This is a genomic window from Streptomonospora nanhaiensis (genome assembly GCF_013410565.1).
Classification (GTDB): Bacteria; Actinomycetota; Actinomycetes; order Streptosporangiales; family Streptosporangiaceae; genus Streptomonospora; species Streptomonospora nanhaiensis.
This window is the reverse complement of sequence record NZ_JACCFO010000001.1, coordinates 4,480,884-4,502,129: the sequence shown is the minus strand read 5'-3', so window position 1 is coordinate 4,502,129 and position 21,246 is coordinate 4,480,884. Positions and strand designations below refer to the sequence as shown.

The window sequence follows — 21,246 nt, the reverse complement described above, 5'->3', positions numbered from 1 at the left end:
CCTTAGCCAGTGGAGGCGTCCACGCCTCCCGAGTCGTTGCGCGGGGCCTCCGAGGGCTCTGCCTCCGCCTCCGCGATGGGGGTCGCCAGCCAGCCCGTCGTGGCCTCCCAGACGAGCAGGACCGTGAGGTAACCCGCAAGTACACCGTAGGTGAACGGCAGCCAACCTAGTGCGCCGCCGACGGCCGTGACCAACATCCGGCCGTCCCAGCCGAGCATGGCCCGCATGAGCCACGCCGGGGGGCGCACACCGCAGCGCGTGCGGTGCACGGCGTCGGCGTGGTGCAGCGCGACCACGGCCACCAGCGCGAACACCAGGGGGCCGGGGACACCGGATCCGTAGCCGAGCGCGAGCAGATAAAGATACTCGGTCGCGCGGAGGATCGGCGGCACCAGCCGGTCGAAGCGCCCGTCGTGCGGATGCCCCGAGGCCACTCCGGAGAGCAGCAGCGCGGCCACCGGTGCGAACAGGGTAATGCCTGACAGCCGGTTGAGCCCCGCCACCAGCAGCACCCCCACCACCAGCGCTCCGGCGACGGCCGGAAGCAGCGGGGGCAGCCCGCCGGCGGCGAGCCGGCCCAGGGCGGTGCTCAGGTGGCCGTCGTCGCGCAGAAACCGCAGATCGGGGCCTGAGCGGGCCGGCGGACGAGGGGACGCGCCCATAGGTTACCTCGCGGTGTCCGGGGTGGTGGTCTCCACCAGTTCGACGGCGATCGCCAGGGCGCAGCCCGCGATCAGTGCGATGAACGTCACCCGCGCGTCCCAAATCGTTATCGTCAGCGCGACAACCGCGAAGCGGGCGATCTGCGGGAAGGCCAGGACCGCACGCACCGGCGGGGGCACCCGCAGGCCGGGGCGGGCGCCGGCCGGGGCGGCGGATCCGGTGTCGGCGGCGGCGGAGCGGCACAGGGCGTGGGCCCAGCCCGGCCAGGGCCGCCCGGCGGGCACCGTGCGCAGGCGGGCGCCGGCCGGGCCCTCCGTGCCGTCCGTGCCTTCTGTGTCCGCCGTGTCGGCGCCGCCCTCGGGTGCCGGGGCGGCGCGCGGCGCGGGGACAGTTGCCGCCGGGTCTCCGGCCGCCGTCGCGCCGGCGGGCGCATCGGCGGGGGCGGGGGGCTCGGGCTCGCGGGGGTCGCCCAGCAGTTCGTCGGCGAGCGAGGGGTCGCTGGGCGAGCGGTCGGCGACGTCGCGGCTGGGGTCGACCGCGTCGAGAGGGGTGCCCCCGTCGGGCCCGGGAATCCACTCGGGCTCGCCGGCGCGGGCGCCGCGCGCGGCGGCCACGGAGTCCTGGAGTGCCTGGGCGATCAGCGCCCCGGCCGCCCACGCCCAGGCGTCGGGCACGCCCGCCAGGGCGCCGCCCACCGCCAGGCCGACGTAGACGACGTACTCGCGCAGCCGGAGCAGCATGAGCGACAGCCACAGCTCCAGGCGGTCGGGCCGGTCGCCCCGCAGCCGCTCGGCGACGGGGTCGGTGCACAGCACCAGGGCCAGCAGCAGCGAGCCCACGACGGCGCCGCGCACCCCGGAGTCGGTGAACCAGACGGCCGCCGCCACGGCCAGCAGCAGCCCGATCTGCGACATGCCGGTGGGACCGACCTGCCATTCGCGCAGCCGGCGCGCCACTGACCAGGGCCGCCGTGCGCCCTTGCCGCCGCTGCGCGCGTCGACGTCCGACACAGCCGTGCCCCTCCCGTGCGCGCTCGCGTTCACCGTCTACCCGCGAGGGTGGTTCTGGCAACCACCGGCACACCCCATATGGCCGAACCCGGATCCGCCCATGGCGCCGCCGTGGCGGTGGCCGTGCGCCGCCGGGCGGCGCGGGTCAGGCGGCGCGGTCGTCACCGCGGCCGGGGGTGCGGTCGCCGCTGCCCTGAGCGGGGTCGGCGGGGTCTTCGGAGGGGGCGGCCGGGGTGCCCGAGCCCTCGGGGGCGGCGGAGTCCGATGGCGCGCCCGGACCGGGCGGCGCGGCCGGCTGGTCCGCCTGGCCGGTCTCCCCGGTGTCGCCGGTCTCAGCGGCCTGGTTCCGCCCGGCCGCGCCGGCGGCCTGCGCGCCCTCGGCCTTGGCCTGCTTGGCGGCGCGCTTGGCCTTCTGCGCCTCCTGCTCGGCCTGGGCGTCGGCCTGGTAGGCCGCCAGCGCGGTGTCGATGTCGGTGTCGAGCACCAGGCGGCCGTCCTTCATGTAGAGGCCGCGGGTGCAGAACCGGCGCAGGTCGCCCTCGCTGTGGGAGACCAGGACCATGGTGCGGTCGGCCTCCAGCATCCGGCTGATGGCGCGGTAGCACTTGCGCTTGAACGCGCGGTCGCCCACCGCCAGCACCTCGTCCACCAGCATGATGGGGTGGTCCAACTGGGAGATCAGCGCGAAGCCGAGCCGGACCTTCATGCCGCTGGAGTAGTGCCGCACGGGCATGTCGATGTAGCCCTCGCGGATGTTGGCGAACTCCACGATCTCGTCGAAGCGCTCGTCGATGGTCTGCTGGCTCATGCCGTGCAGCGACCCCACGAGGTAGATGTTCTCGCGGCCGGTGAGCTGGCCGTTGAACCCTGCCCGCAGCTCCAGCAGCGGCGCGACCTTGCCCCGGACCTCGACCGTGCCCTCGTCGGGGATGAGCACGCCCGCGATGATCTTGAGGAGGGTGGACTTGCCGGTGCCGTTCTTGCCGACGATGCCGACGCACTCGCCCTGTTCGATGGAGAAGGAGACGTCGCGCAGCGGCCAGAACTCGGCGCCGGAGGCGTTGGGGTCGCGCTTGGTCCCGTGGATGAGCATCTCGCGCAGGCTGCGCCGGCGCTTGCGGTTCATCGCGAACTTGATGCCGAGCCCCTTGGCCTCGATGACCGGCTCCGCCATTACAGCTCCTTCAGGACGGAAGTCTCCAGGCGCCGGAAGGTCAGGTATCCGGCGACGAGCAGGATGAGCGCTCCCCCGATGCTCGTGCTCAGGATCAGGGCGTTGGGCGCGTCGGCCGGGTACCACACCGCGTGGTGCATCTTGAAGATACCCAGCAGCGGATTGAGCTGGTAGAGCGTGACGAACCAGTCGGGGAAGTCGGAGTCCAGGACCAGCGACGACGGGATGATGATGGCCGACGCGTAGAACAGCACCCGGTTCAGGATACGCACGACCCGCTCGATGTCGCGGACCAGCACGTTGACCGAGGCCAGCAGCAGCGTCATGCCCAGTGAGAACACGATCTGCACCACGATCGCCAGCGGCAGCCACACCAGCAGCCCCTCGGCGCTGGTGCGCCCGCCCAGGGCGAACACGAACAGCAGCAGCACCGGCCAGGTGAACAGGTAGTCCACGAACTTCGCGGCCACCACCTCGATCGGGAAGATCTCCCGGGGCACCTTCATGGTGGTGATGAGCTTGGCGTGGGAGATCAGCGCGTTGGGGGCCTGGCTCAGCGACTGCGAGAACCACAGCCAGGGCAGCAGCCCCGAGATGAGGAACAGCAGGTAGCCGCCCGGAGCGTCGTCGCCGCCGGGCACCCCCCGGTTGGTGTTGAAGATGAGGCCGAAGACGAAGAAGTACACCCCGGCCATGGCCAGCGGCTCCAGCATGGACCACGCGTAGCCCAGGATGGACTTCTGGTACTTGACCTTGAGGTCGCGCGCGACCAGGAGGCTCACGACCTGCCGGTTCTGCCAGACGGCCAGCGCCCTTGACGGCACCGCCACCTCCTTATGGAGCGGATCAGACGGGGGGATCACGCGCCCCGGCCCGTACGGGGGCACCGCGCGGGGCCGTGCGGGGGCCTGGGCGGTGCCTCCGGGCGGCGCGGACCGCGCGGCGCGGCCACGGCGGTGCTCGGCACCGCCGAGTGGCGCCGAGTGGCGCCGGACCGGGGAGTTCTCCTGCGAGCGGCGGGACGGTGCGCGGGGCGCGGTGGTGGGCGGCCGGGCGCGTGGGGTGCGCCGGAGCGCGCCGGCGCGCTCGGCCGGCGCCTCGCACGGCCCGCCCGGTCCCGCCGGGTGCGCCGGGCCCACCGGCCCGGCGCGCCTCAGCCTACCCCGTGCGCGGGCGCGGGCCGGGCCGCCGGGCCAGGCGTTCTCGCCGGACACCGGCGGCGCCCGGCGCGGGTCCGCTACCCTCGGCTATCGACCACGCGGAGAAAGGGAGTCGATGCCGGTTGAGGAGTCCGCGCCGGGCGGTGCGGCCGGGGCGGACCGCCCGCACGTGACCGCCGCGGTGCTGGCGGGCGGCGTGGGCGCCCGCATGGGGGGCGGCCTGCCCAAGCAGCTGCTGCCGCTGGCCGGGCGCGCCGTGCTGGAGCACGCGGTGGCGGCGTTCTGCGCGGCGCCCGAGGTCGACGACGTGATCGTGCTGATGGTGGGCGAGCACCTGGCCGAGGCGGAGCGGATCGTGGCCGGCGCCGACCTCGCCAAGGTGTCGGCGGTGCTGCCGGGCGGCGCCACCCGCACCGCCACCTCCGCTGCCGCGCTGGCCGCGGTGTCCCACCGCCGCGACTCCGACCTTCTGCTGCTGCACGACGCCGCGCGGCCGCTGGTCACCCGGGCGGTCATCAGCGGCTGCGTGGCCGCGCTGGCCACGGCGGGCGCGGTGGGCGTGGCGGTGCCCTCGGGCGACACCGTGGTCGAGGTCGCGGCCGGGCCCGGCGGCACCGAGATGCTGCGCGCCGTGCCGCCCCGGGCGTCGCTGCGCCGGATGCAGACCCCGCAGGGCTTCCGCCTGGGGGTGCTGCGCCGGGCCTACGAGAGCGCGCTGGCCGACCCCGCCCTGGTGGCCACCGACGACTGCGGCGTGGTGCTGCGCTACCTGCCGGGCGAGCCGGTCCGGGTGGTCGAGGGCGACGAGGCCAACATCAAGATCACCCACCCCGGCGACGTCGAGGTCGCCGAGGTGCTGCTGCGGCTGCGCGCCGAGGCCGCCGCGGAGGCGCTGCGGTGACGGGCGGGGGCGCGGCCGCGCGCGGCCGGGTGTTCACCGCCACCGAGGTGATCGGCCACCGGGGGCTGGGCCGCGGCACGGTCGACGGCCTGCGCGAGAACACCGCGGAGTCCTTCGCCGCGGCGGCCAAGGCCGGGGCCGACTGGATCGAGGTCGACGTCCGCCGCGCCGCCGACGACGTGCTGGTGGTCAACCACGACCCCGCCCTGCCCGACGGCCGCGTGATCGTGGACCTGCCCTCGGCGCTGTGCCGCGAGGCGGGGCTGATCACCCTGGAGGAGGCGCTGGAGGCGGTGCCGCCCGAGGTCGGGGTGGACGTCGACGTCAAGTCGGTCATGGAGGACGCCGTTGACCCCGGGCACCGGCGCACCATGGCGCTGCTGGCGCCGGTGCTGCGCCGCGAGGCCGGGCGCCGCCGGCTGTTCGTGTGCTCCTTCGACCCCGCCGCGCTGCTGTACGTCCACGAGCACGCGCCCGGGGTGCCCACCGCGTGGATGCCGTTCGTGCGCAATCCGCTGGACCAGGCGGTGGCGGGCGCGGCCGGGCTGGGCTGCGCGATCGTGGCCGTCGACGCCCGCTCCTTCGGCCTGGCGGGTGAGGAGCCCCGGCCGGGCCGCCGCGAGGTCGGCTACACGGTCGAGGTCGCCCACCGCGCGGGCCTGGAGGTGGTGTCGTGGTGCCCCGGCCCGGTGGACGCCGCCCGGTTCGCCGAGGCGGGTGTGGACGCCGTCGTGGTCGACGACGTCCCGGGCGCGATCGCCGCCCTGCGGTGAGGGCGCACCGCCCGCCCGCGCGGGGCGCGCTAGGCGGGCTCGCGCCGGGTCTGGGCCACGCGGGAGTCGGCGCCCAGGCCGGGCGGGCTGGTGATGAACCCGATCCCCCAGGCCATGTGCATGGTGGCCAGGGCCACCGGGATGCTCAGCCGGGCGCGCGCCGGCAGGCCCCGCCCCAGCGGAACGGCCGCGCCGGCGATCGCGGCGGCGTAAGCGCCGGGCACCAGCCACAGCGGCCACAGCCAGAACCCGCCCACCAGGCCCACGGCGATTCCCAGCACGGCCAGCGGCGGCGCGAGGTAGCGCAGGTTGATGGTGCCCTTGTGCTGGCGGGCCACCACCCGGCGCCACCGGCCGTAGTTGAAGTACTGCTTGGCCAGCGCGCCCACGGAGGGCCGCGGGCGGTAGGACACCCGCATGCGCGGCTCGAACCACACCACCCCGCCGGTGCTGCGGATGCGGTGGTTCATCTCCCAGTCCTGGGCGCGCAGGAACGCCTCGTCGTAGCCGCCGACGCGCTCCAGGGCCGTGCGGCGGAACACCCCGAGGTAGACGGTGTCGGCCGGGCCGCCCTCGCCGCCGGTGTGGAACCGGGCGTTGCCGACCCCGATCTTGGAGGTCATGGCGGCGGCCACCGCCTTCTCCCAGGGGGTCTCGCCCTCGGCGGCCATGATCCCGCCGACGTTGTCGGCGCCGGTCTCCTCGATGGTGCGCACCGCCACCGCCAGGTAGTCCGGCGGCATCATGGCGTGGCCGTCGATGCGGGCCACGATGGAGTGGGAGGACGCCGCGATGGCGGCGTTGAGCCCGGCGGGGGTGCGCCCGGTGGGGTTGTCCACGACCTTCACCCGGGGGTCGGCCGCGGCGAGGGTGTCGGCGACCTCGCGGGTGCGGTCGGTGCTGGGACCCACCGCGAGCACGACTTCGAGATCTCCCGGGTACTCCTGGGCGAGGACGTGGCGCACCGCTTGGGCGAGGTGGCGCTCCTCGTTGAGGACGGGCATGACGACGGATACGGCCGGCCAGGTCACGAGCGATTCCAACGGTCAGGTCAACGGGTCGCGAGGCTCCTTCGCGGCTTCGCAGTCGCAACGGTACTGCACTCGGCGGCCGGGTCCGGCCACCCGCCGGACGCCGCCGCCCGCCCGCGACCCCCTGCCCACACGGCGTTTGGGCACGCCCGGGCGGGGAACCACACGTCGGCGCAACCGTGTCCGCCGGGGCCGCGTCCAACCGGGCGACGGGCCCCCGCCGGCGGACGCGAGTGCGCCAAGAGGGGCAACACGCCGACAGGTGACATCGGGCGACCGATCGGTGGATTCGGTGACAACCTAGAGGACGCGAGTGGAGGGGCCGGCGGGCCGAGCACCGCCGGGCCGCGCCGCCAGCGCAGTCCGCGCCGACTCCGCTGCGGCCAGAGCGGACGGAGGATGCTGTGAGCGACCGCCGGGGCCATGACCGGCGCGGCGGCGGCCGGGCCGACCGCGGCGCGGAGTTCCACCGCGTGCGCTCCGCGCCCCTCCCGCCCGAGCCCGGCCGGCGCCGCGCGTTCACCCCGCCCAGCCCCCGGGTGCGCCGCAAGCGCACCCTGCTGCTGCTGGCGGGCACGATGTCGGTGCTGGTGCTGCTGGCCTCGGGCACCGCGTGGTCGCTGTCGGGGTGGGTGTCGGGCCAGATGAACCGGTTCGACGTGTTCGGCGACCTCGCCGACGGCGACCGCCCCGAGGCCGGCGCCACGGGCGCGCTGAACTTCCTGGTGATCGGGTCGGACACCCGCGACGGCATGGACCGGGGCCGGCGCGCCGACCTCGGCGTGGGCCAGGCCGACGGCCGCCGCTCCGACACCATGATGCTGGTCCACCTCAACCACGACCGCGACCACATCACCGTGGTCGGCATCCCCCGCGACTCCTGGGTGGACATCCCCGGCCACGGCAAGGACAAGATCAACGCCGCCTACTCCTACGGCGGCCCGGCGCTGGCGGTGCAGACCGTGGAGTCGGCCACCCACGTGCGCATCGACCACTACGTCGAGGTCGACTTCTCGGGGTTCGTGGACGTGGTCGACGCGCTCGGCGGCATCGAGGTGTGCCTGACCGAGCCGATCAACGACCCCAAGGCCCACCTGGACATGCCGGCGGGCACGCACCGCGTGGACGGCACCGAGGCGCTGGCCTTCGCCCGCACCCGCCAGACCGCCGGCGGCGACATCGACCGCATCGACCGCCAGCAGCAGGTCGTGGCGGCCATGCTGCAGACCGCGCTGAGCACCGACACCCTCACCGACCCCCAGCGCTTCGGCGCCTTCCTCGACACCGCGCTGGGCGCGGTCACCGTCGACGAGGGCCTGGACACCGCCGCGCTCAACGAGCTGGCCGGCCAGCTGCGCGACATCACCCTGGACGACGTCACGTTCGCGCAGGTGCCGCTGGAGAGCACCGACTTCTGGACCCCGCGCGGCGACGTCGCCGTCACCTGGGACGCCGCCGCCGCGGCCGACATGTTCGCCAGGATCTCGGCCGACAAGCCGCTGGAGGGCGGTACCGGAGGCGCCGGCGCCTCGGCGGCGGGCGGGGGCACCGCGCCGCGCCCCGAGGACGTGGAGCTGGAGGTCTTCAACGGCACCGGGATCCCCGGCCTGGGCGCCCAGGCCAGCACCGCGTTCACCGACGCCGGGTTCCAGGTGGCCGACCCCGCGCGCAACTGGTCCAGCACCGACGTGCCCGAGACCGTGCTGCGCCACGGCCCCGGCCACCGGGGCGAGGCCGCCATGGTCGCCGAGACCCTGCCCGGCGCGTCGCTGGAGGAGGCGGCCGGCCTGGGCGACCGCATCCAGGTCGTCGTGGGGTTCAACTACCAGGAGGTCCGCCCGCCCGAGGACGCGGCCTCCCCCTCGCCCTCGCCCGAGGCGCCCGAGGGCGGCGACGGCCCCGCCACCGCCGCCGAGACCGTCTGCTCGGGCTGACCCGCCGCCGCGCCCCGGCGCCCGGCGGCCCCGGCGGATAGCGTGGAGGACGGGGGCGCCGCCCCGGAGCCGATCCCCCAAGGAGGCCGCCATGCTGCGCCATTTGACCGGACTGCTCGCCGGGCTGGCCCTCGCGCCGCCGCTGTGGCTCGCGCTGGCCTGGGCCTGCGGTGAGCTGTACCCCAACGTGCTGCGCGGCGGCGCCGAGGGGTTCTCCCCGCTCGCGCTGGCGGCCGTCGGCACGCTGATGGCGGTGGGTGTGGTGTGCGGGTTCCTGGCCGGCGCCCGGGTCACGCCGCTGGCCGCGTTCGTCGCGGGCGCCGTGCCGCTGGCCTACGCGCTGTGGCCGGTGCTGGCGCCGGGCTCGGTCGACGCCGTGCTGCCCGGCTGGATCCCGCCGGACTCCCTGTTCCACCCGCGCGGCCCCGGCCTGCCGGCGGGCCTGCTGGTGGGCGCGCTGCTGTTCATCTCGGCCGTGGTGCCCTCGCGCTGGCGCTCCTACCGGGCGGGCGACCCGCCGCCGGCGCCGCTGCCCGTGCCCGCACCGGCGCCCGCGCCCGCCGGGCGCGGCGGCCCCGCGCCCCGGGGCACGGTGGACGACGCGGCCGAGCCCGTCGGCGCCTACCCCGACGACGCCTATACCGGCGACCCCTACGCCGACGACCTCGACGGCGACCCCGCCAAGACCACCACCCCGCTGCGGCGCGGGCGGGCCGCGGACGCGCCGTGGCAGGGCGCGGAGCCCGCGGACGGCGAGCCGCACGACACCCGCGAGTTCCACCGGGGCGACCGCCGCTGAGCGCTGGCGGGTCCTCTGGCCGGGCGCCCCGCGCGCGGTTAGCGTAGAGGGTCCACGCTGAGGAGGCGGTCGCCATGTCCAACGCCCTGCGCCACGTGCTGGGGCTGCTCCTGGGGATCCTGCTGGCCCCGGTCCTGGCCTTCGGGCTGGCCTGGGCGCCGCTGTGGCCGGCCGAGGCGGGCCTGGACCCCGGCCTCGCCGACATCCCCGGCGCGCCGGAGTGGGCGGTGCCGGTCGGGGCGCTGGTGGTCCTCGGCCTGCTGCTGGGCCTGCTGGCGGGCTCGCGGGTCTCGCCGCTGGCGGCGCTGGTGGCCGGGCTCGCGCTGGCCGCCCTGGGCGTACTGCGCACCGCAGCCCCGCCCGAGGCGCTGCCGCGCGCCGGCGACCTCCTCACCCCCGACTCGCCCGACGTCTGGTTCGCCTGGGGGCCGGCGCTCCTGCTGGTGGGCTCCGCGCTGGTGTTCTCGGCGCTGTGGCCGTCGCGCTGGCGCGGGCGGCGGCGTCCCGCGGAGACCGGCGGACCGCCCGGGGACGACGACGCCTACACCGCCGGCTACCGCGACTATCCCGACTACCCCGGCCCCGACGACGGCCCGGGGCACGGGCGCCACCACCGCCGCGACGGCGCCCCCGCGCCCGGCCCCACGGGCACCCCGCCGCAGGGCACGCCCACCGCCGGCTGGGACGTCGACGGCATGCCGCCGCGCCACCACACCTCGGGACCCGGCGCCGCGCAGGCAGGCTGGACCGACCCCCCGCGCGCGGCCCCGCCCGGCGGCGGACCCACCGACGCCGCACCGGGGCGCCCGCCGGGCTGGGAGGACAGCGGGCCCGGCGTGTCGCGCTGACCGCACCGCCCGCCGCACCGGGCGGGCGCGCGCCGCGCCCGCGCGCCGCCGCCCTACCGCCATCTTTTACCCACGGGTAATCTTGTAGTCGACCAGCCGCTCGTGACTCGCCACCCTCCGCCCGCACCATCGCAGGATCACGTGTTCTCTCACCCGGTCCACCGGGCTCCGAGTCGGCGACCGATCCTCGGCCGCCCCCGCGTCGGCCGCGTGGCGAGCGAGAAAGCGGTGAACGAAAAAAAGGGCCACGACGCGTAGCGGCGGGCTCACGGGGTACACAGTCGGCCCGCGTCCGGCGCCGCGCGGAGGCGCCGGCACACACCGACCGTCCCCGTCCCCGAGGCCGGGCACCGCGCCACGAGAGGCGTACCTCGCACGCCGCGCGCCGCCACCGGCACCACCATTGCCGCGACCCGCATATACCATTCCAGGGCCGCGGCGGGCCGGGGACTTCGGCTCGGACGGCGGCGAGGGCAGCACAGCTGGGAAGGACGGACCATTGGTCGCAGAATCGCGCAGCCGGATCTCGGTGATCGGCACCGGGTACCTGGGTGCCACGCATGCCGCCTGCATGGCCGAACTCGGTTTCGAGGTGCTGGGCCTCGACGTCGATCCGACCAAGATCGAGAGCCTGTCCGCCGGCCGCGTGCCGTTCTACGAGCCGGGTCTTGAGGAGGTGCTGACCCGCAACCTCGCCAACGGGCGGCTGCGGTTCACGTCCGACTACACCGAGGTCGCGGAGTTCGCCGACGTCCACTTCCTGTGCGTGGGCACCCCCCAGCGGGCCGACTCCAACGCCGCCGACCTCAGCTATGTCGAGGCCGCCGTCGACAGCCTCGCGCCGCTGCTGGACCACCCCTCCATCATCATCGGCAAGTCCACGGTGCCCGTGGGCACCGCCGAGCGCCTGGCCAAGCGCATCGCGGAGCTGGCGCCCGCCGGCGCCGACGTCGAACTGGGCTGGAGCCCGGAGTTCCTGCGCGAGGGGTTCGGGGTCGAGGACACCCTGCACCCCAACCGGATCGTGATCGGCACCGACTCCCCCCGCGTCGAGGCCGCCATGCGCCGGCTGTGCGCGCCGCAGCTGGACGAGGGCATCCCGTTCCTGGTCACCGACCTGGCCACCGCCGAACTCGTCAAGGTGTCGGCCAACGCCTTCCTGGCGACCAAGATCTCGTTCATCAACGCCATGGCCGAGGTCTCCGAGGCGGCCGGCGCCGACGTGATCAAGCTCGCCGAGGCACTGTCCTACGACGACCGCATCGGCGGGAAGTTCCTCGGCCCCGGCCTGGGGTTCGGCGGCGGCTGCCTGCCCAAGGACATCCGGGCGTTCATGGCCCGCGCCGACGAACTGGGCGTGGAGCCCGCGCTGTCGTTCCTGCGCGAGGTCGACGCCATCAACCAGCGGCGGCGGGCCCGCACTGTCGACATCGCGCGCGGGCTGATCGGCGGCAGCTTCGCCGGGCGCACCGTGGGCGTGCTGGGCGCGGCGTTCAAGCCCAACTCCGACGACATCCGCGACAGCCCGGCCCTGGACGTCGCCTCGACCATCGCCTCGCTGGGCGCGGTGGTCACCGTCTACGACCCCGAGGCCCTGGAGCGCGCCCAGCGCGAGCACCCCGACCTCCGCTACGCCCACAGCATGCTGGAGGCCGCCCGCGACGCCGAGGTCGTGCTGCTGCTGACCGAGTGGGCCGAGTTCCGCGACGCCGACCCCGACGAACTCGCCAAGGTCGTGGCCGAGCCGCGCATCGTGGACGGCCGCAACGCGCTCGACCCCCAGTACTGGCGCTCCCGGGGCTGGACCTACCGCGCGCTCGGCCGCCCTTGACCCCGCGACCCGCCGACCCGCCGTGCCCGCCCCGCGCGGCGGCGGCCGGGGCGGCGGAGCACAATGGGACCCATGAAGGCTGCCAGTGACGAGGACACCATCCGGCGGGTGCTGACCGAGAGCCGGGTGTGGGCCGTGGTGGGGCTGGGCGACAACCCCACCCGCCCCGCCTACAGCGTGGCGCGGTTCCTGCAGAGCAAGGGCAAGCGGATCGTGCCCGTGCATCCCAGCGCCGCGACCGTGCACGGCGAGCAGGGCTACGCCTCGCTCGCCGACATCCCGTTCGAGGTCGACGTGGCCGACGTGTTCCGGCGCTCGGCCGACGCCGGGGAGATCGCCGACCAGGCGCTCGCCCGGCCCGACATCACCACGGTGTGGTTCCAGCTGGGCGTGGTCGACCCCGACGCGGCCGAGCGGGTGCGCGGCGCCGGGCGGACCATGGTGATGGACCGCTGCCCGGCCATCGAGTGGCCGAGGCTGCTCGGATGAGCGCGCACCGCACGGCGGCGGGGCACCGCCCGCGCCCCCGATTCGCGCGCGGCGCGGCGGGGTAGGGGGCGGGCATGCGACGTCCGCGCTTCCTCCGCTCCGCAGACCGCTCCGCGCCGGCCGGGGCCGCCACGGCCACCGCGCAGCCCGAGCCCGACGACTCCGCGCGCGCCGTGGCGCGCCGCGAACTGGCCGAGGCGCACGGGTGGCGCTACACCGAGCGCAACCAGCGCGCCATCCAGGGCTGGCCGCGCACAGCGCTGCCGCCCGGCCCCATCGGGCGGGTGCGCCACGAGGTGGCGGGGCGGCACCGGGGGCGGCTGTTCCGGCTGTTCGACTACGTCCACCACGGCGAGCGGGACGCGCCGTGGCAGACCATCGAGGTGTACGCGGTGGCGCTGCCGGTGCCGGTGCCCTACCTCTACATCCGCGACAGCACGGGCGATGCCCGCGACATCTACGCCGAGGGGCCCGAGACCCAGTTCGCCGTGGAGCTGCTGACGGAGTCGCTGCGCGACGACATCCGCGAGCACGGGTTCACCGACCTCGTCCTGGACCGCGATGTGCTGATCTGCACCAGCGACGGCGGCGGCCCGCGCGACCCGGAGTCCCGGATCGAGGCGCTGACCGGCATGGTCGAGCGGGTTCCGGCGGATGTGTGGGCGCGCTGGGGGATGGACTGATCCGGCCTACCCGGCCCACCCGGCCTACCGCGTGCCATCGGTGTCGCCGCCGCTGAGCAGTGCGTCGACGTCGTCGGCGTAGAGGCGGCGGTGGCCGCCCACGGTCCGGGCGGTGCGGATGTGGCCGGTGTCGGTCCACCGGCGGACGGTGGACTGGCTGATGCGGAAGATGTCGCGGACCTCGGCGGGGGTGTAGAAGCGGGGCGAGGGCTGCGGCGCGGGGTGCGTGGCGTGCTGCGGGTGCTGGGTGTTCATGGCTCCGTCCGGGGGGTCGGTGTCCAAGGGGTCGGGCACCCCCGCCCGCCGGGGTCTCGCACGGAGGCGGGCGGGGTGGATCGCGGGCGCGGATCAGTCCGCGGCCTGGTCAGGGGGCGGCCTTTCCGGGTGTGAACGCGATGACGTAGTAGAGGCCGGGGCTGTGGTCCAGGCAGCCCCATTCGTGGGCGAAGGCGCTCATGATGCGCAGTCCGCGCCCGTGCTCGGCGTCGGGGTCGGCCTGGACCACGTGGGGCTTGGTGGCTCCGGTGCCCTCGTCCTGGGCCTCCACGCGCAGCCGTCCGGGGGAGAGTTCCACGCGGACCGTGATGGTCCTGCTTGTGGTGTGGAGGACGGCGTTGGTCACGGCTTCGGACAGCAGCAGCACGGCGGTGGCCCGGGCGTCGTCGGGGATGTGGCCGGCCGTGGCGAGTGTGTCCTCCAGCCACGCGCGGGCGCGTGCGACCTGGTCGACATAGCGCGCGAAGGCGCGGCAGTGGATGGCGGTGTTCATGCCCGCCTGCCCCACCACACGTCGGGGCGGCTCCACCACAGGTAGGGCCGGATCCGACCGGCCCGCGCGTGGCGGGGGCGGTAGCGCGTGGAATGGCGCGGCGTATAGGGCGATTGCGGGCGTATAGGGTTCAGCACGGGTCTCCACCTGCTCTCTCAGGTCGGGGATCAAGGCCCTGCCCGGTGCTCACATCACCGGCAGGGCCGAATTGTTGTTCGGCGTTGTGACGCTCATGCCTACGATCGCGGCCCACAGCCGGTGAAGGCTAGTGGTAATACACAGCTGAGCAAATCCGTGCTGGCCATGTTGTGATAGCTGTTGTGATCAGTGGTGGTTTCGTGGTGAAGTACAAGCATGGCTGACGAACCACGCGAAGAATGGCTTCGGATAGGCCGCGAGATTCGACGCATGCGCAAAGCCCGTGATCTATCGCTAGACCGACTTGCCGAGAGGCTTCCGATTTCGGCTGGAATGATCGGTGCGATGGAGCGGGGAATCCGCGACTGCAAACCCAAGCATGCCGAGGCTTTGGACAAGGCTCTGGGGACCGGCGATCAACTGACAAGCCTCATAGCGCGTACCCGACCCGGCACCCCATGGATGGCAGAGGTCGATCCACTGCTGATGCAAGCCGAGCAAATCGGGCAATGGCAGTTGGCGTGGGTGCCGGGACTGCTACAGACCGAAGCGTATGCGCGTGCTGCCTTCCGCGCTGGTACGCCTACTGCAAGCGCTGAGCGGATAGAGGACTCAGTACGTAACCGCCAGAGGCGACAGGAGACCGTTTGGCGAGACGGGCCACCGCTTGCCCGCTTCGTTCTCGATGAATCGGTGCTGCTGCGCACGGTGGGGGGCGCTACCGTGATGGTCGGACAACTCGACCACTTGCTCACCATGGCAGAGAAGCCCCATGTCAGCGTGCAAGTCCTTCCTCTGTACCATGCGCCTCATTCGGGGATGGACGGCAGCTTCCTTCTTCTTCACCTTCCAGGTGGCGAGGTGGTGCTGGTGCTAGAGAGCCGCTTCGCGGCCAGCGTCGATCACAAGGAAGCTGACGTGCGCCGCTACCGCTCAGGCTTTGAGGACTTGCGGGCGCTCGCGCTGAGTCCGCCGGAGTCGGCAGACCTGATACGGAGGAAACGTGACCAGTTGGCGGAAGAGTAGTTACAGCACATCAACGGGGGGCGAGTGCGTAGAGATCAGCGAAACACCCGAAGCGGTGCTCGTGCGCGATACGCAAAACCGCGCGGCGGGGCACCTGGTGGTACCGCGTGAGGCCTGGGCGGCCTTCCTCACAGCCGTCAAGTCCGCCGACCTGTAGCCCTCCCAACCACCTGCCCCTCCGGTTGACGGCCGGAGGGGTCTCGCCAAGGCGCACCCTCCCCGGGGCTGCTCGTCCCGCCTCGCCCCGGCGAATCTTCCAACTGCTCGCACTGCGCCCCGATGTACCTCGGCAAGCGGTCCGCGTCCGCGCTGCTCGACCAGGGCGCCGAAGGCATCCTCTCCCGCATCAGGAACACACCCTCGAATCCGTAAGGATGGTCGGCCCTTCGCGCCATGGTGCTTGCCCCTCCATCATCGGAAGAATTGGCCGAAAAGGCGGAGGAGTCGTGCCAGTGAGCGTCATTCAGGGCACCTGGAGGAAGAGCAGCTACAGCAACAGCAAGGGCGGGTCGTGCGTGGAGGTCACGGCAACGGCCGCCCGTGGCGCCGCTGTGCGAGACACCCAACACCGCGAACACGGGCACTTGGCCTTCTCAGCCGTCGAATGGACAGCGTTCATCGGAACCGTCAAAGGCGCTGATCTCTAAGCTTCTCGCTTCCCCGCCGCACTCGCACCAGGGGAAGCACCCACGGAAAGGACAAGGCCATGGCAACTGAGCACCGTGATGCCTGGCACAAAAACTCATACAGTTCGGCCGGAGAGAACTGCGTGGAGGTCCGGGAACACGCCGCCGGAGCCGATGTCCGCGACACGCAGAACCGCGACACCGGACACCTGAGCATGCCCGCCACCGAGTGGGCGGCCTTCCTCTTAGCGGTCAAGGCCGCCGCGCTGTAACCCTCCTCGTGGGAAACGCAGTACCCACATCACTAAGGCTGCTGGAAAGAGGAGAGACCTGGTGATCGCGGACGAACGCTGGCGTACCAGTAGCTACAGCACAGCCAAGGGCGAATGCGTGGAAATAGCGGCGACCTCCACCCGTGGGGTGGCCGTGCGTGACACGAAGAACCGCGACGCCGGGCACCTGAGCATGCCCGCCGGCGAGTGGGCGGCGTTCCTCACGGCGGTCAAGGCCGCCGAACTGTAGCCCTTACAGTCCTCCCCCAGCGTGTATCCCCTCCGGTTGGTCAGCCGGAGGGGTCTTCCCTTGTCCGGGGTCTACGCGGCGCCGAAGCCCGCCGAGGCGCTACCCGGCGAGGACTGGCGGCGGAGGCGTTCGCCCTTTTCCTTGGCCTGGTTGCGCAGCTCCTCCTGGAACTCCCGCATGCGCTTGCGCAGGGCCGGGTCCTCCACGCCCAGGATGCGGGCGGCCAACAGTCCGGCGTTGCGGGCGGCGCCCACCGCGACCGTTGCCACCGGGACGCCCGCGGGCATCTGCACGATGGACAGCAGGGAGTCCATGCCGTCGAGGTGGCGCAGCGGCACCGGGACGCCGATCACCGGCAGCGGGGTGACCGCCGCGAGCATGCCCGGCAGGTGGGCGGCCCCGCCCGCGCCCGCGATGATGACCTTGATCCCCCGCTCGGCCGCTTCAGAGCCGTAGGCGATCATCTCGTGCGGCATGCGGTGCGCCGAGACGACGTCGGCCTCGTAGGAGATGCCGAACACCTCCAGCGCCTTGGCGGCGTCCTCCATCACCGGCCAGTCGGAGTCGCTGCCCATCACGATCCCGACGGTGGGGGCGTCCTCGCTCACAGCTGGTTCTCCCTTGCAGGTAGGCGGGTGCTTGCCGCGGGTCGGCGCGGCGGCCCGCGGGCGGCCGTGCGGATGCGCGCGGCGTGCCGATCCTACGGCCGGGGCCCCGGGCGGGTCCGTGCGGCGGGCCGCCGGGCGCGCCGCAGGGTTGCCCCAGCGCCGGGGTGGGGCGCGTCGGCGGCGAACCTGCGGTCTTCCGCAGTGCGCGGCGAGCACCGCCTCGGCCACAATGGAATCCGGGCGAGGGGCCGCAGGCGGCCCCGCCCGGAGGAAACCGCAGTTCACGACCGCCCCACCGGCGCGCGTCGCCGCAGTTCCCGCTTCCGCCCCGCGTTCGCGCACCGGCCATGTATTTCATGCCGTCCGCAAACCAGGCAGAATACGGACCGTACGCGGAAGTGCGACGGCCGCCCGCGCCGGCCCGGTCTGCGGATTCCGCCCCCTTCTGTCTTGCCTCGATCACCTTTTCCGACGGAGCTGATATCGCGTGCAATCGACCTCTTGGCCGTATCTGATCGCCGCAGCGCAGCGGCCGGCCACCGACGCCGTTCCGGGGCATGAGTACGAGGGCTTCATCGGCTGGGTCCTGAGCCTGATGGAGACCATCGGCGAGGTGGGGGTGGGTCTCGCGCTGCTGATCGAGACCGTGTTCCCGCCCGTGCCCAGCGAGGCGGTGCTGCCCGGAGCGGGCTTCCTGGCCTACGAGGGCCGGATGAACGTGTGGCTGGCCATCCTGTCGGCCACGGTGGGCGCGGTGATCGGCGCCTGGCTGCTGTACTTCATCGGCGCGGCACTGGGCCGCGAGCGCACCCGCTGGGTCGTCGAGAAGATGCCGCTGGTCGACCTGGAGGACTTCGACAAGGCCGAGCGCTTCTTCGCCCGCTGGGGCGGGATCGCCGTCCTCATCGGCCGCTGCGTGCCGCTGGTGCGCAGCCTGATCTCGATCCCGGCCGGCATCGAGCGCATGGGCTTCTGGAAGTTCACCGCCTACACCTTCGTCGGCAGCGCGGTGTGGAACAGCATCTGGATCGGCCTGGGCTTCGCGTTCGGACCGGCCATCGCCCCGGTCCTGGAGCGCTGGAGCGGCCTGCTCAGCGACGCGGTGCTGGTCATCATCGGCCTGCTGTTCCTGTGGTTCGTCGTGGCCCGCCTGCGCCGCAACTACCTGCGCCGCCGCAACGGCCACCCCGGTCCCGGCTCCTCGGGCGGCGCCGGCCCCTCGGGCGGCCCGGGCGCGGCCCCCATGGCCGGCGGCCCCGGGGCGGCCCCGATGGCGGGCGGCGCGCACCGCGCCCACCGCGCCGACCGGCCCGACCACGGCGGACGGCACGGCGCCTGACCCGCGCCGCGGCGTTCGGGTCCGCCACCCGGGAGCGCGGCCCGCGCGGGCCGCGCTCCCGCGCTTTTTCCCGGGCGCGTTGGATACTGTGGTGGCCCGCGCCGGACGAGGTGGAGGAGGTTTCGCGACCGATGGACAGCGACAGCGCGGCACACCGGCCCGACCCCGACGACACGGCCCCCGAGGCGCCCCCGTCCCCGGCGGCGCCCATCCACCACCTGGTCACCTCGGGCACCTTCCGCCTCGACGGCGGGGAGTGGGAGGTCGACAACAACGTGTGGATCGTCGGCGACGACCGCACGGCGGTGGTCATCGACGCGGCCCACGACCACGAGGCGATCGCCCGCGCGCTGGGCGACCGGGAGCTGATGGCCGTGGTGTGCACCCACGCGCACAACGACCACATCAACGCCGCCGCGCGGCTGGCCGACCTCACCGACGCGCCGATCCTGCTGCACCCCGCCGACGCCGAACTGTGGGCGATGGTCTACCCCGACCGCGAACCCGACGCCCCGCTGCTGGACGGCGAAATCCTCAGCGCGGGGGGCGTGGACCTCCAGGTACTGCACACTCCCGGGCACAGCCCCGGCGCGGTGAGCCTGTACGCGCCCGACCTGGGCACGGTCTTCACCGGCGACACCCTGTTCCAGGGGGGCCCGGGCGCCACCGGCCGGTCGTTCTCCGACTTCCCCACCATCATCGAGTCCATCCGCGGGCGGCTGCTGTCGCTGCCCGGCGAGACCGTGGTGCGCACCGGCCACGGCGGCCCCACCACCGTGGGCGGCGAGGCACCGCACCTGGCCGAGTGGATCGACCGGGGGTACTGAGCCGCCCCTACACGGGCGAGGAGGTCTGGCCGCCCCCGGGCGGCAGGAACAGCGCGAACGTCGTGGGGCGGGCCTGGATCAGCTCGACCCGGGCCCCCTCCGACTCCGCGATGTGGCGGGCCAGGGCCAGGCCCAGCCCGGTGCCGTTGCCGCCCGTCACCTCGCGCTCGAAGATCCGCCCGCTCAGGTCCTCGGGGATTCCCGGGCCCTCGTCGCTGACCTCCACCCGCACCGACCCCCCGCCCTGGACCGTGCGCACGGTCACCGTTCCGGCGCCGTGCTTGCGGGCGTTGTCGACCAGGGTCGCCATGATCTGGGTGAGGTCGGTGGGCGCGACGGCGGCGCGCAGCCCGCGCTCGCCGGCGAGTTCGACGTCGCGGCCCTCCGCGCGCAGGATGGGCCGCCACTCGGCGACGAACCGCTCCAGGACCTCGTCCAGCTCCACCACCTTGGCCTCGGGGTTCTGGCTCTTGCGCGCCCGGCCCAGCAGGCTCTCCACGGTCTCGACCAGCCGCTCGGTCTGGGCCAGCGCGGCCTCGCCCTCCTCGCGCACGACCTCGGGCTTGTCGGCCTCGGCGATGATCTCCTCCAGGCGCATCGACAGCGCCGTCAGCGGCGTGCGCAGCTGGTGGGAGGCGTCGGTGGCGAAGTGGCGCTCCGTGGCGATGAGCCCGGCGATGCGCTCGGCGCTGCGGTCGAGGACCTCGGCGACCCGGTCGGCCTCGGAGATCCCGTAGCGGTGGCCCCAGGGGGTGGCCACCCCCGATCCCAGCCGCTCGGCGGTGGCGGCGAGGTCGACCAGCGGCAGGGTCAGCCGGCGCGCCTGGAGCATGGCCAGGCCCACGGCCACGCCGATGGCCAGCAGGGACAGCGAGGCGATCCCCGCCCAGGCGTTGAGGATGCTCTCCTGGAGGCGCTGGGTGTCGCGCCAGACGGTGATGACGTTTCCGGCGCGCGAGGTCGACGTGGCGCGCAGCGACGGCGGCGCGTCGGGGGCGCCGGGGTCGTACTCCCAGCCCCCGGCCTGCAGCACCTCGCCGGAGCGGGCCAGCTCGATCTCGATGTGGCGGCCCGGATGCACCTCGGTCAGGCGCTCCAGGTTGACCGTGCTCTGGTCCTCCAGTTCGTCGTCGACCTCGGCCGCGATGATGTCGGCCTCCTGCTGGAGCTGGCTCGTGCTCTGGGTGTGGATCGTGGTGTAGGTGAGCGCGCCCAGGGGCAGCCCGAGGAGCAGCACCGCGATCACGGCCACCACCAGGGTGGAGAACAGCATCCGCCTGCGCATGTCACCCCTTCGTCCCGGCGGCCGGCGCGGTTGCCAGACGTCGCGGGGCGGTGCGCCGCGGCCTAGTCGCGTTCAAAGCGGAAGCCGACACCCCGGACGGTCGTGATGTAGGACGGCTGGTTGGCGTCGTCGCCGAGCTTGCGGCGCAGCCAGGAGATGTGCATGTCCAGCGTCTTTGTGGAGCCCCACCAGTTGGTGTCCCACACCTCGCGCATGATCTGCTCGCGGGTCACCACCTTGCCGGCGTCGCGCACCAGCACCCGGAGCAGGTCGAACTCCTTGGTGGTGAGCTGCAGCTCGCGGTCGCCGATCCAGGCGCGCCGGGAGTCGTTGTCGATGCGCACGCCGTGGACCACGGGGACCTCGGCGCCGCCCCGGCGCAGCAGGGCGCGCACCCGCGCCAGCAGCTCGGCCAGCCGGAAGGGCTTGGTGACGTAGTCGTCGGCGCCCGCGTCCAGGCCCACGACGGTGTCGACCTCGTCCGCACGGGCGGTGAGGATGAGGATCGGCGTGCCGTGGCCCTCGGCGCGGAGCCGTCGGGCGACTTCCAGGCCGTCCATTTCGGGCAGCCCGAGGTCGAGGACCATCAGATCGATGTCCCCGGCGCGGGCGCGGTCGAGGGTCTCGTTGCCGTTGACGGTGACATCGACCGTGTACCCTTCACGGCGAAGTGCGCGCGCAAGGGGCTCGGAGATCGAGGTATCGTCTTCGGCCAGCAAAACGCAGGTCATGCGGTTGATCGTAATTCCACCGGGCGCGTTTCCCTATCATGCGCGCCGTATGGGCCCGGCTCGACCGGAAAATACCCGC

General features: G+C 73.8%; 24 protein-coding genes and 1 pseudogene. 15 read left to right on the top strand and 10 right to left on the bottom strand.

Annotation, left to right across the window (positions count from 1 at the left end; genetic code table 11):
• Positions 1-2 precede the first annotated feature (2 nt).
• The 4 genes and pseudogenes from HNR12_RS19925 to HNR12_RS19910 form a co-directional block, all read right to left on the bottom strand.
• Complete coding sequence (locus HNR12_RS19925; RefSeq protein WP_179769026.1) at positions 3-662, bottom strand: DUF5941 domain-containing protein; 660 nt, start codon at positions 660-662, stop codon at positions 3-5.
• Positions 663-665: 3 nt separating this feature from the next.
• A complete protein-coding gene (locus HNR12_RS19920) occupies positions 666-1,673 on the bottom strand; it encodes a hypothetical protein (RefSeq protein ID WP_179769025.1) in 1,008 nt (335 codons plus the stop codon).
• Positions 1,674-1,818: 145 nt separating this feature from the next.
• Positions 1,819-2,700: pseudogene (locus HNR12_RS19915) on the bottom strand (ABC transporter ATP-binding protein); the annotation flags it as partial.
• A 146-nt stretch (positions 2,701-2,846) separates the two neighbouring features.
• Entirely contained in the window at positions 2,847-3,671 is an 825-nt protein-coding gene (locus tag HNR12_RS19910; protein ID WP_179769023.1) for an ABC transporter permease, read from the bottom strand.
• Between the two features lie 451 nt (positions 3,672-4,122).
• Between HNR12_RS19910 and HNR12_RS19905 the strand changes: the two genes are divergently transcribed.
• A complete protein-coding gene (locus tag HNR12_RS19905) occupies positions 4,123-4,908 on the top strand; it encodes an IspD/TarI family cytidylyltransferase (RefSeq protein ID WP_179769022.1) in 786 nt (261 codons plus the stop codon).
• The gene (locus tag HNR12_RS19900) at positions 4,905-5,681 is read left to right on the top strand and encodes a glycerophosphodiester phosphodiesterase (RefSeq protein WP_179769021.1); all 777 of its coding nucleotides are present in this window, start codon (positions 4,905-4,907) and stop codon (positions 5,679-5,681) included. The genes HNR12_RS19905 and HNR12_RS19900 overlap by 4 nt, the downstream gene beginning before the upstream one ends.
• 29 nt (positions 5,682-5,710) lie before the next feature.
• On the opposite strand, the gene HNR12_RS19895 is transcribed toward HNR12_RS19900, so the two are convergent.
• Positions 5,711-6,712 carry a glycosyltransferase family 2 protein gene (locus HNR12_RS19895; RefSeq protein WP_179769020.1) on the bottom strand — a complete coding sequence of 334 codons (1,002 nt, stop codon included), beginning with the start codon at positions 6,710-6,712 and terminating at the stop codon, positions 5,711-5,713.
• Between the two features lie 404 nt (positions 6,713-7,116).
• Here HNR12_RS19895 and HNR12_RS19890 point away from each other — a divergent pair, with 404 nt between their 5' ends.
• The 6 genes from HNR12_RS19890 to HNR12_RS19865 all read left to right on the top strand — a co-directional run bounded on the left by HNR12_RS19890 (position 7,117) and on the right by HNR12_RS19865 (position 13,296).
• The gene (locus tag HNR12_RS19890) at positions 7,117-8,646 is read left to right on the top strand and encodes an LCP family protein (protein ID WP_308118915.1); all 1,530 of its coding nucleotides are present in this window, start codon (positions 7,117-7,119) and stop codon (positions 8,644-8,646) included.
• Between the two features lie 91 nt (positions 8,647-8,737).
• On the top strand, positions 8,738-9,445 hold the full coding sequence (locus HNR12_RS19885; RefSeq protein WP_179769019.1) for a hypothetical protein: 708 nt from the start codon (positions 8,738-8,740) through the stop codon (positions 9,443-9,445).
• Between the two features lie 74 nt (positions 9,446-9,519).
• Positions 9,520-10,293 carry a hypothetical protein gene (locus HNR12_RS19880; protein ID WP_179769018.1) on the top strand — a complete coding sequence of 258 codons (774 nt, stop codon included), beginning with the start codon at positions 9,520-9,522 and terminating at the stop codon, positions 10,291-10,293.
• Positions 10,294-10,792: 499 nt separating this feature from the next.
• Entirely contained in the window at positions 10,793-12,124 is a 1,332-nt protein-coding gene (locus HNR12_RS19875; protein ID WP_179769017.1) for a UDP-glucose dehydrogenase family protein, read from the top strand.
• A 72-nt stretch (positions 12,125-12,196) separates the two neighbouring features.
• Entirely contained in the window at positions 12,197-12,613 is a 417-nt protein-coding gene (locus HNR12_RS19870; protein WP_179769016.1) for a CoA-binding protein, read from the top strand.
• Positions 12,614-12,687: 74 nt separating this feature from the next.
• Positions 12,688-13,296 carry a hypothetical protein gene (locus HNR12_RS19865; RefSeq protein WP_246425135.1) on the top strand — a complete coding sequence of 203 codons (609 nt, stop codon included), beginning with the start codon at positions 12,688-12,690 and terminating at the stop codon, positions 13,294-13,296.
• Positions 13,297-13,320: 24 nt separating this feature from the next.
• Here HNR12_RS19865 and HNR12_RS19860 read toward each other — a convergent pair whose 3' ends face one another.
• Both HNR12_RS19860 and HNR12_RS19855 read right to left on the bottom strand, forming a co-directional pair.
• Positions 13,321-13,551: a helix-turn-helix domain-containing protein gene (locus HNR12_RS19860; protein WP_179769015.1), complete on the bottom strand. Its 231-nt coding sequence runs from the start codon at positions 13,549-13,551 to the stop codon at positions 13,321-13,323.
• A 109-nt stretch (positions 13,552-13,660) separates the two neighbouring features.
• Positions 13,661-14,065, bottom strand: a complete 405-nt coding sequence (locus HNR12_RS19855; protein ID WP_179768761.1) for an ATP-binding protein — start codon at positions 14,063-14,065, stop codon at positions 13,661-13,663.
• A gap of 354 nt (positions 14,066-14,419) precedes the next feature.
• Between HNR12_RS19855 and HNR12_RS19850 the strand changes: the two genes are divergently transcribed.
• The 5 genes from HNR12_RS19850 to HNR12_RS19830 all read left to right on the top strand — a co-directional run bounded on the left by HNR12_RS19850 (position 14,420) and on the right by HNR12_RS19830 (position 16,377).
• A complete protein-coding gene (locus HNR12_RS19850) occupies positions 14,420-15,229 on the top strand; it encodes a helix-turn-helix domain-containing protein (RefSeq protein ID WP_179769014.1) in 810 nt (269 codons plus the stop codon).
• The gene (locus tag HNR12_RS19845) at positions 15,207-15,386 is read left to right on the top strand and encodes a DUF397 domain-containing protein (RefSeq protein WP_179769013.1); all 180 of its coding nucleotides are present in this window, start codon (positions 15,207-15,209) and stop codon (positions 15,384-15,386) included. The genes HNR12_RS19850 and HNR12_RS19845 overlap by 23 nt, the downstream gene beginning before the upstream one ends.
• A gap of 217 nt (positions 15,387-15,603) precedes the next feature.
• Positions 15,604-15,876 (top strand): DUF397 domain-containing protein, encoded by a 273-nt coding sequence (locus HNR12_RS29565; RefSeq protein ID WP_179769012.1) that lies wholly within the window; start codon positions 15,604-15,606, stop codon positions 15,874-15,876.
• A gap of 59 nt (positions 15,877-15,935) precedes the next feature.
• The gene (locus HNR12_RS19835; RefSeq protein ID WP_179769011.1) at positions 15,936-16,127 is read left to right on the top strand and encodes a DUF397 domain-containing protein; all 192 of its coding nucleotides are present in this window, start codon (positions 15,936-15,938) and stop codon (positions 16,125-16,127) included.
• A 61-nt stretch (positions 16,128-16,188) separates the two neighbouring features.
• Complete coding sequence (locus tag HNR12_RS19830; RefSeq protein ID WP_338119802.1) at positions 16,189-16,377, top strand: DUF397 domain-containing protein; 189 nt, start codon at positions 16,189-16,191, stop codon at positions 16,375-16,377.
• 71 nt (positions 16,378-16,448) lie between these two features.
• Here HNR12_RS19830 and purE read toward each other — a convergent pair whose 3' ends face one another.
• Positions 16,449-16,985 (bottom strand): 5-(carboxyamino)imidazole ribonucleotide mutase, encoded by a 537-nt coding sequence (gene purE / locus HNR12_RS19825; RefSeq protein WP_338119801.1) that lies wholly within the window; start codon positions 16,983-16,985, stop codon positions 16,449-16,451.
• Between the two features lie 487 nt (positions 16,986-17,472).
• Here purE and HNR12_RS19820 point away from each other — a divergent pair, with 487 nt between their 5' ends.
• Together HNR12_RS19820 and HNR12_RS19815 are read left to right on the top strand one after the other, a co-directional pair.
• Entirely contained in the window at positions 17,473-18,324 is an 852-nt protein-coding gene (locus HNR12_RS19820; RefSeq protein WP_338119800.1) for a DedA family protein, read from the top strand.
• Between the two features lie 209 nt (positions 18,325-18,533).
• Entirely contained in the window at positions 18,534-19,151 is a 618-nt protein-coding gene (locus tag HNR12_RS19815; protein ID WP_308118685.1) for an MBL fold metallo-hydrolase, read from the top strand.
• Between the two features lie 7 nt (positions 19,152-19,158).
• Here the strand turns inward: HNR12_RS19815 and HNR12_RS19810 are convergent, their stop codons facing one another.
• Positions 19,159-20,436, bottom strand: coding sequence for a sensor histidine kinase (locus tag HNR12_RS19810; protein WP_179769009.1), 1,278 nt, complete (start codon positions 20,434-20,436; stop codon positions 19,159-19,161).
• Between the two features lie 62 nt (positions 20,437-20,498).
• Entirely contained in the window at positions 20,499-21,167 is a 669-nt protein-coding gene (locus HNR12_RS19805; protein ID WP_179769008.1) for a response regulator transcription factor, read from the bottom strand.
• Between the last annotated feature and the right edge of the window lie 79 nt (positions 21,168-21,246).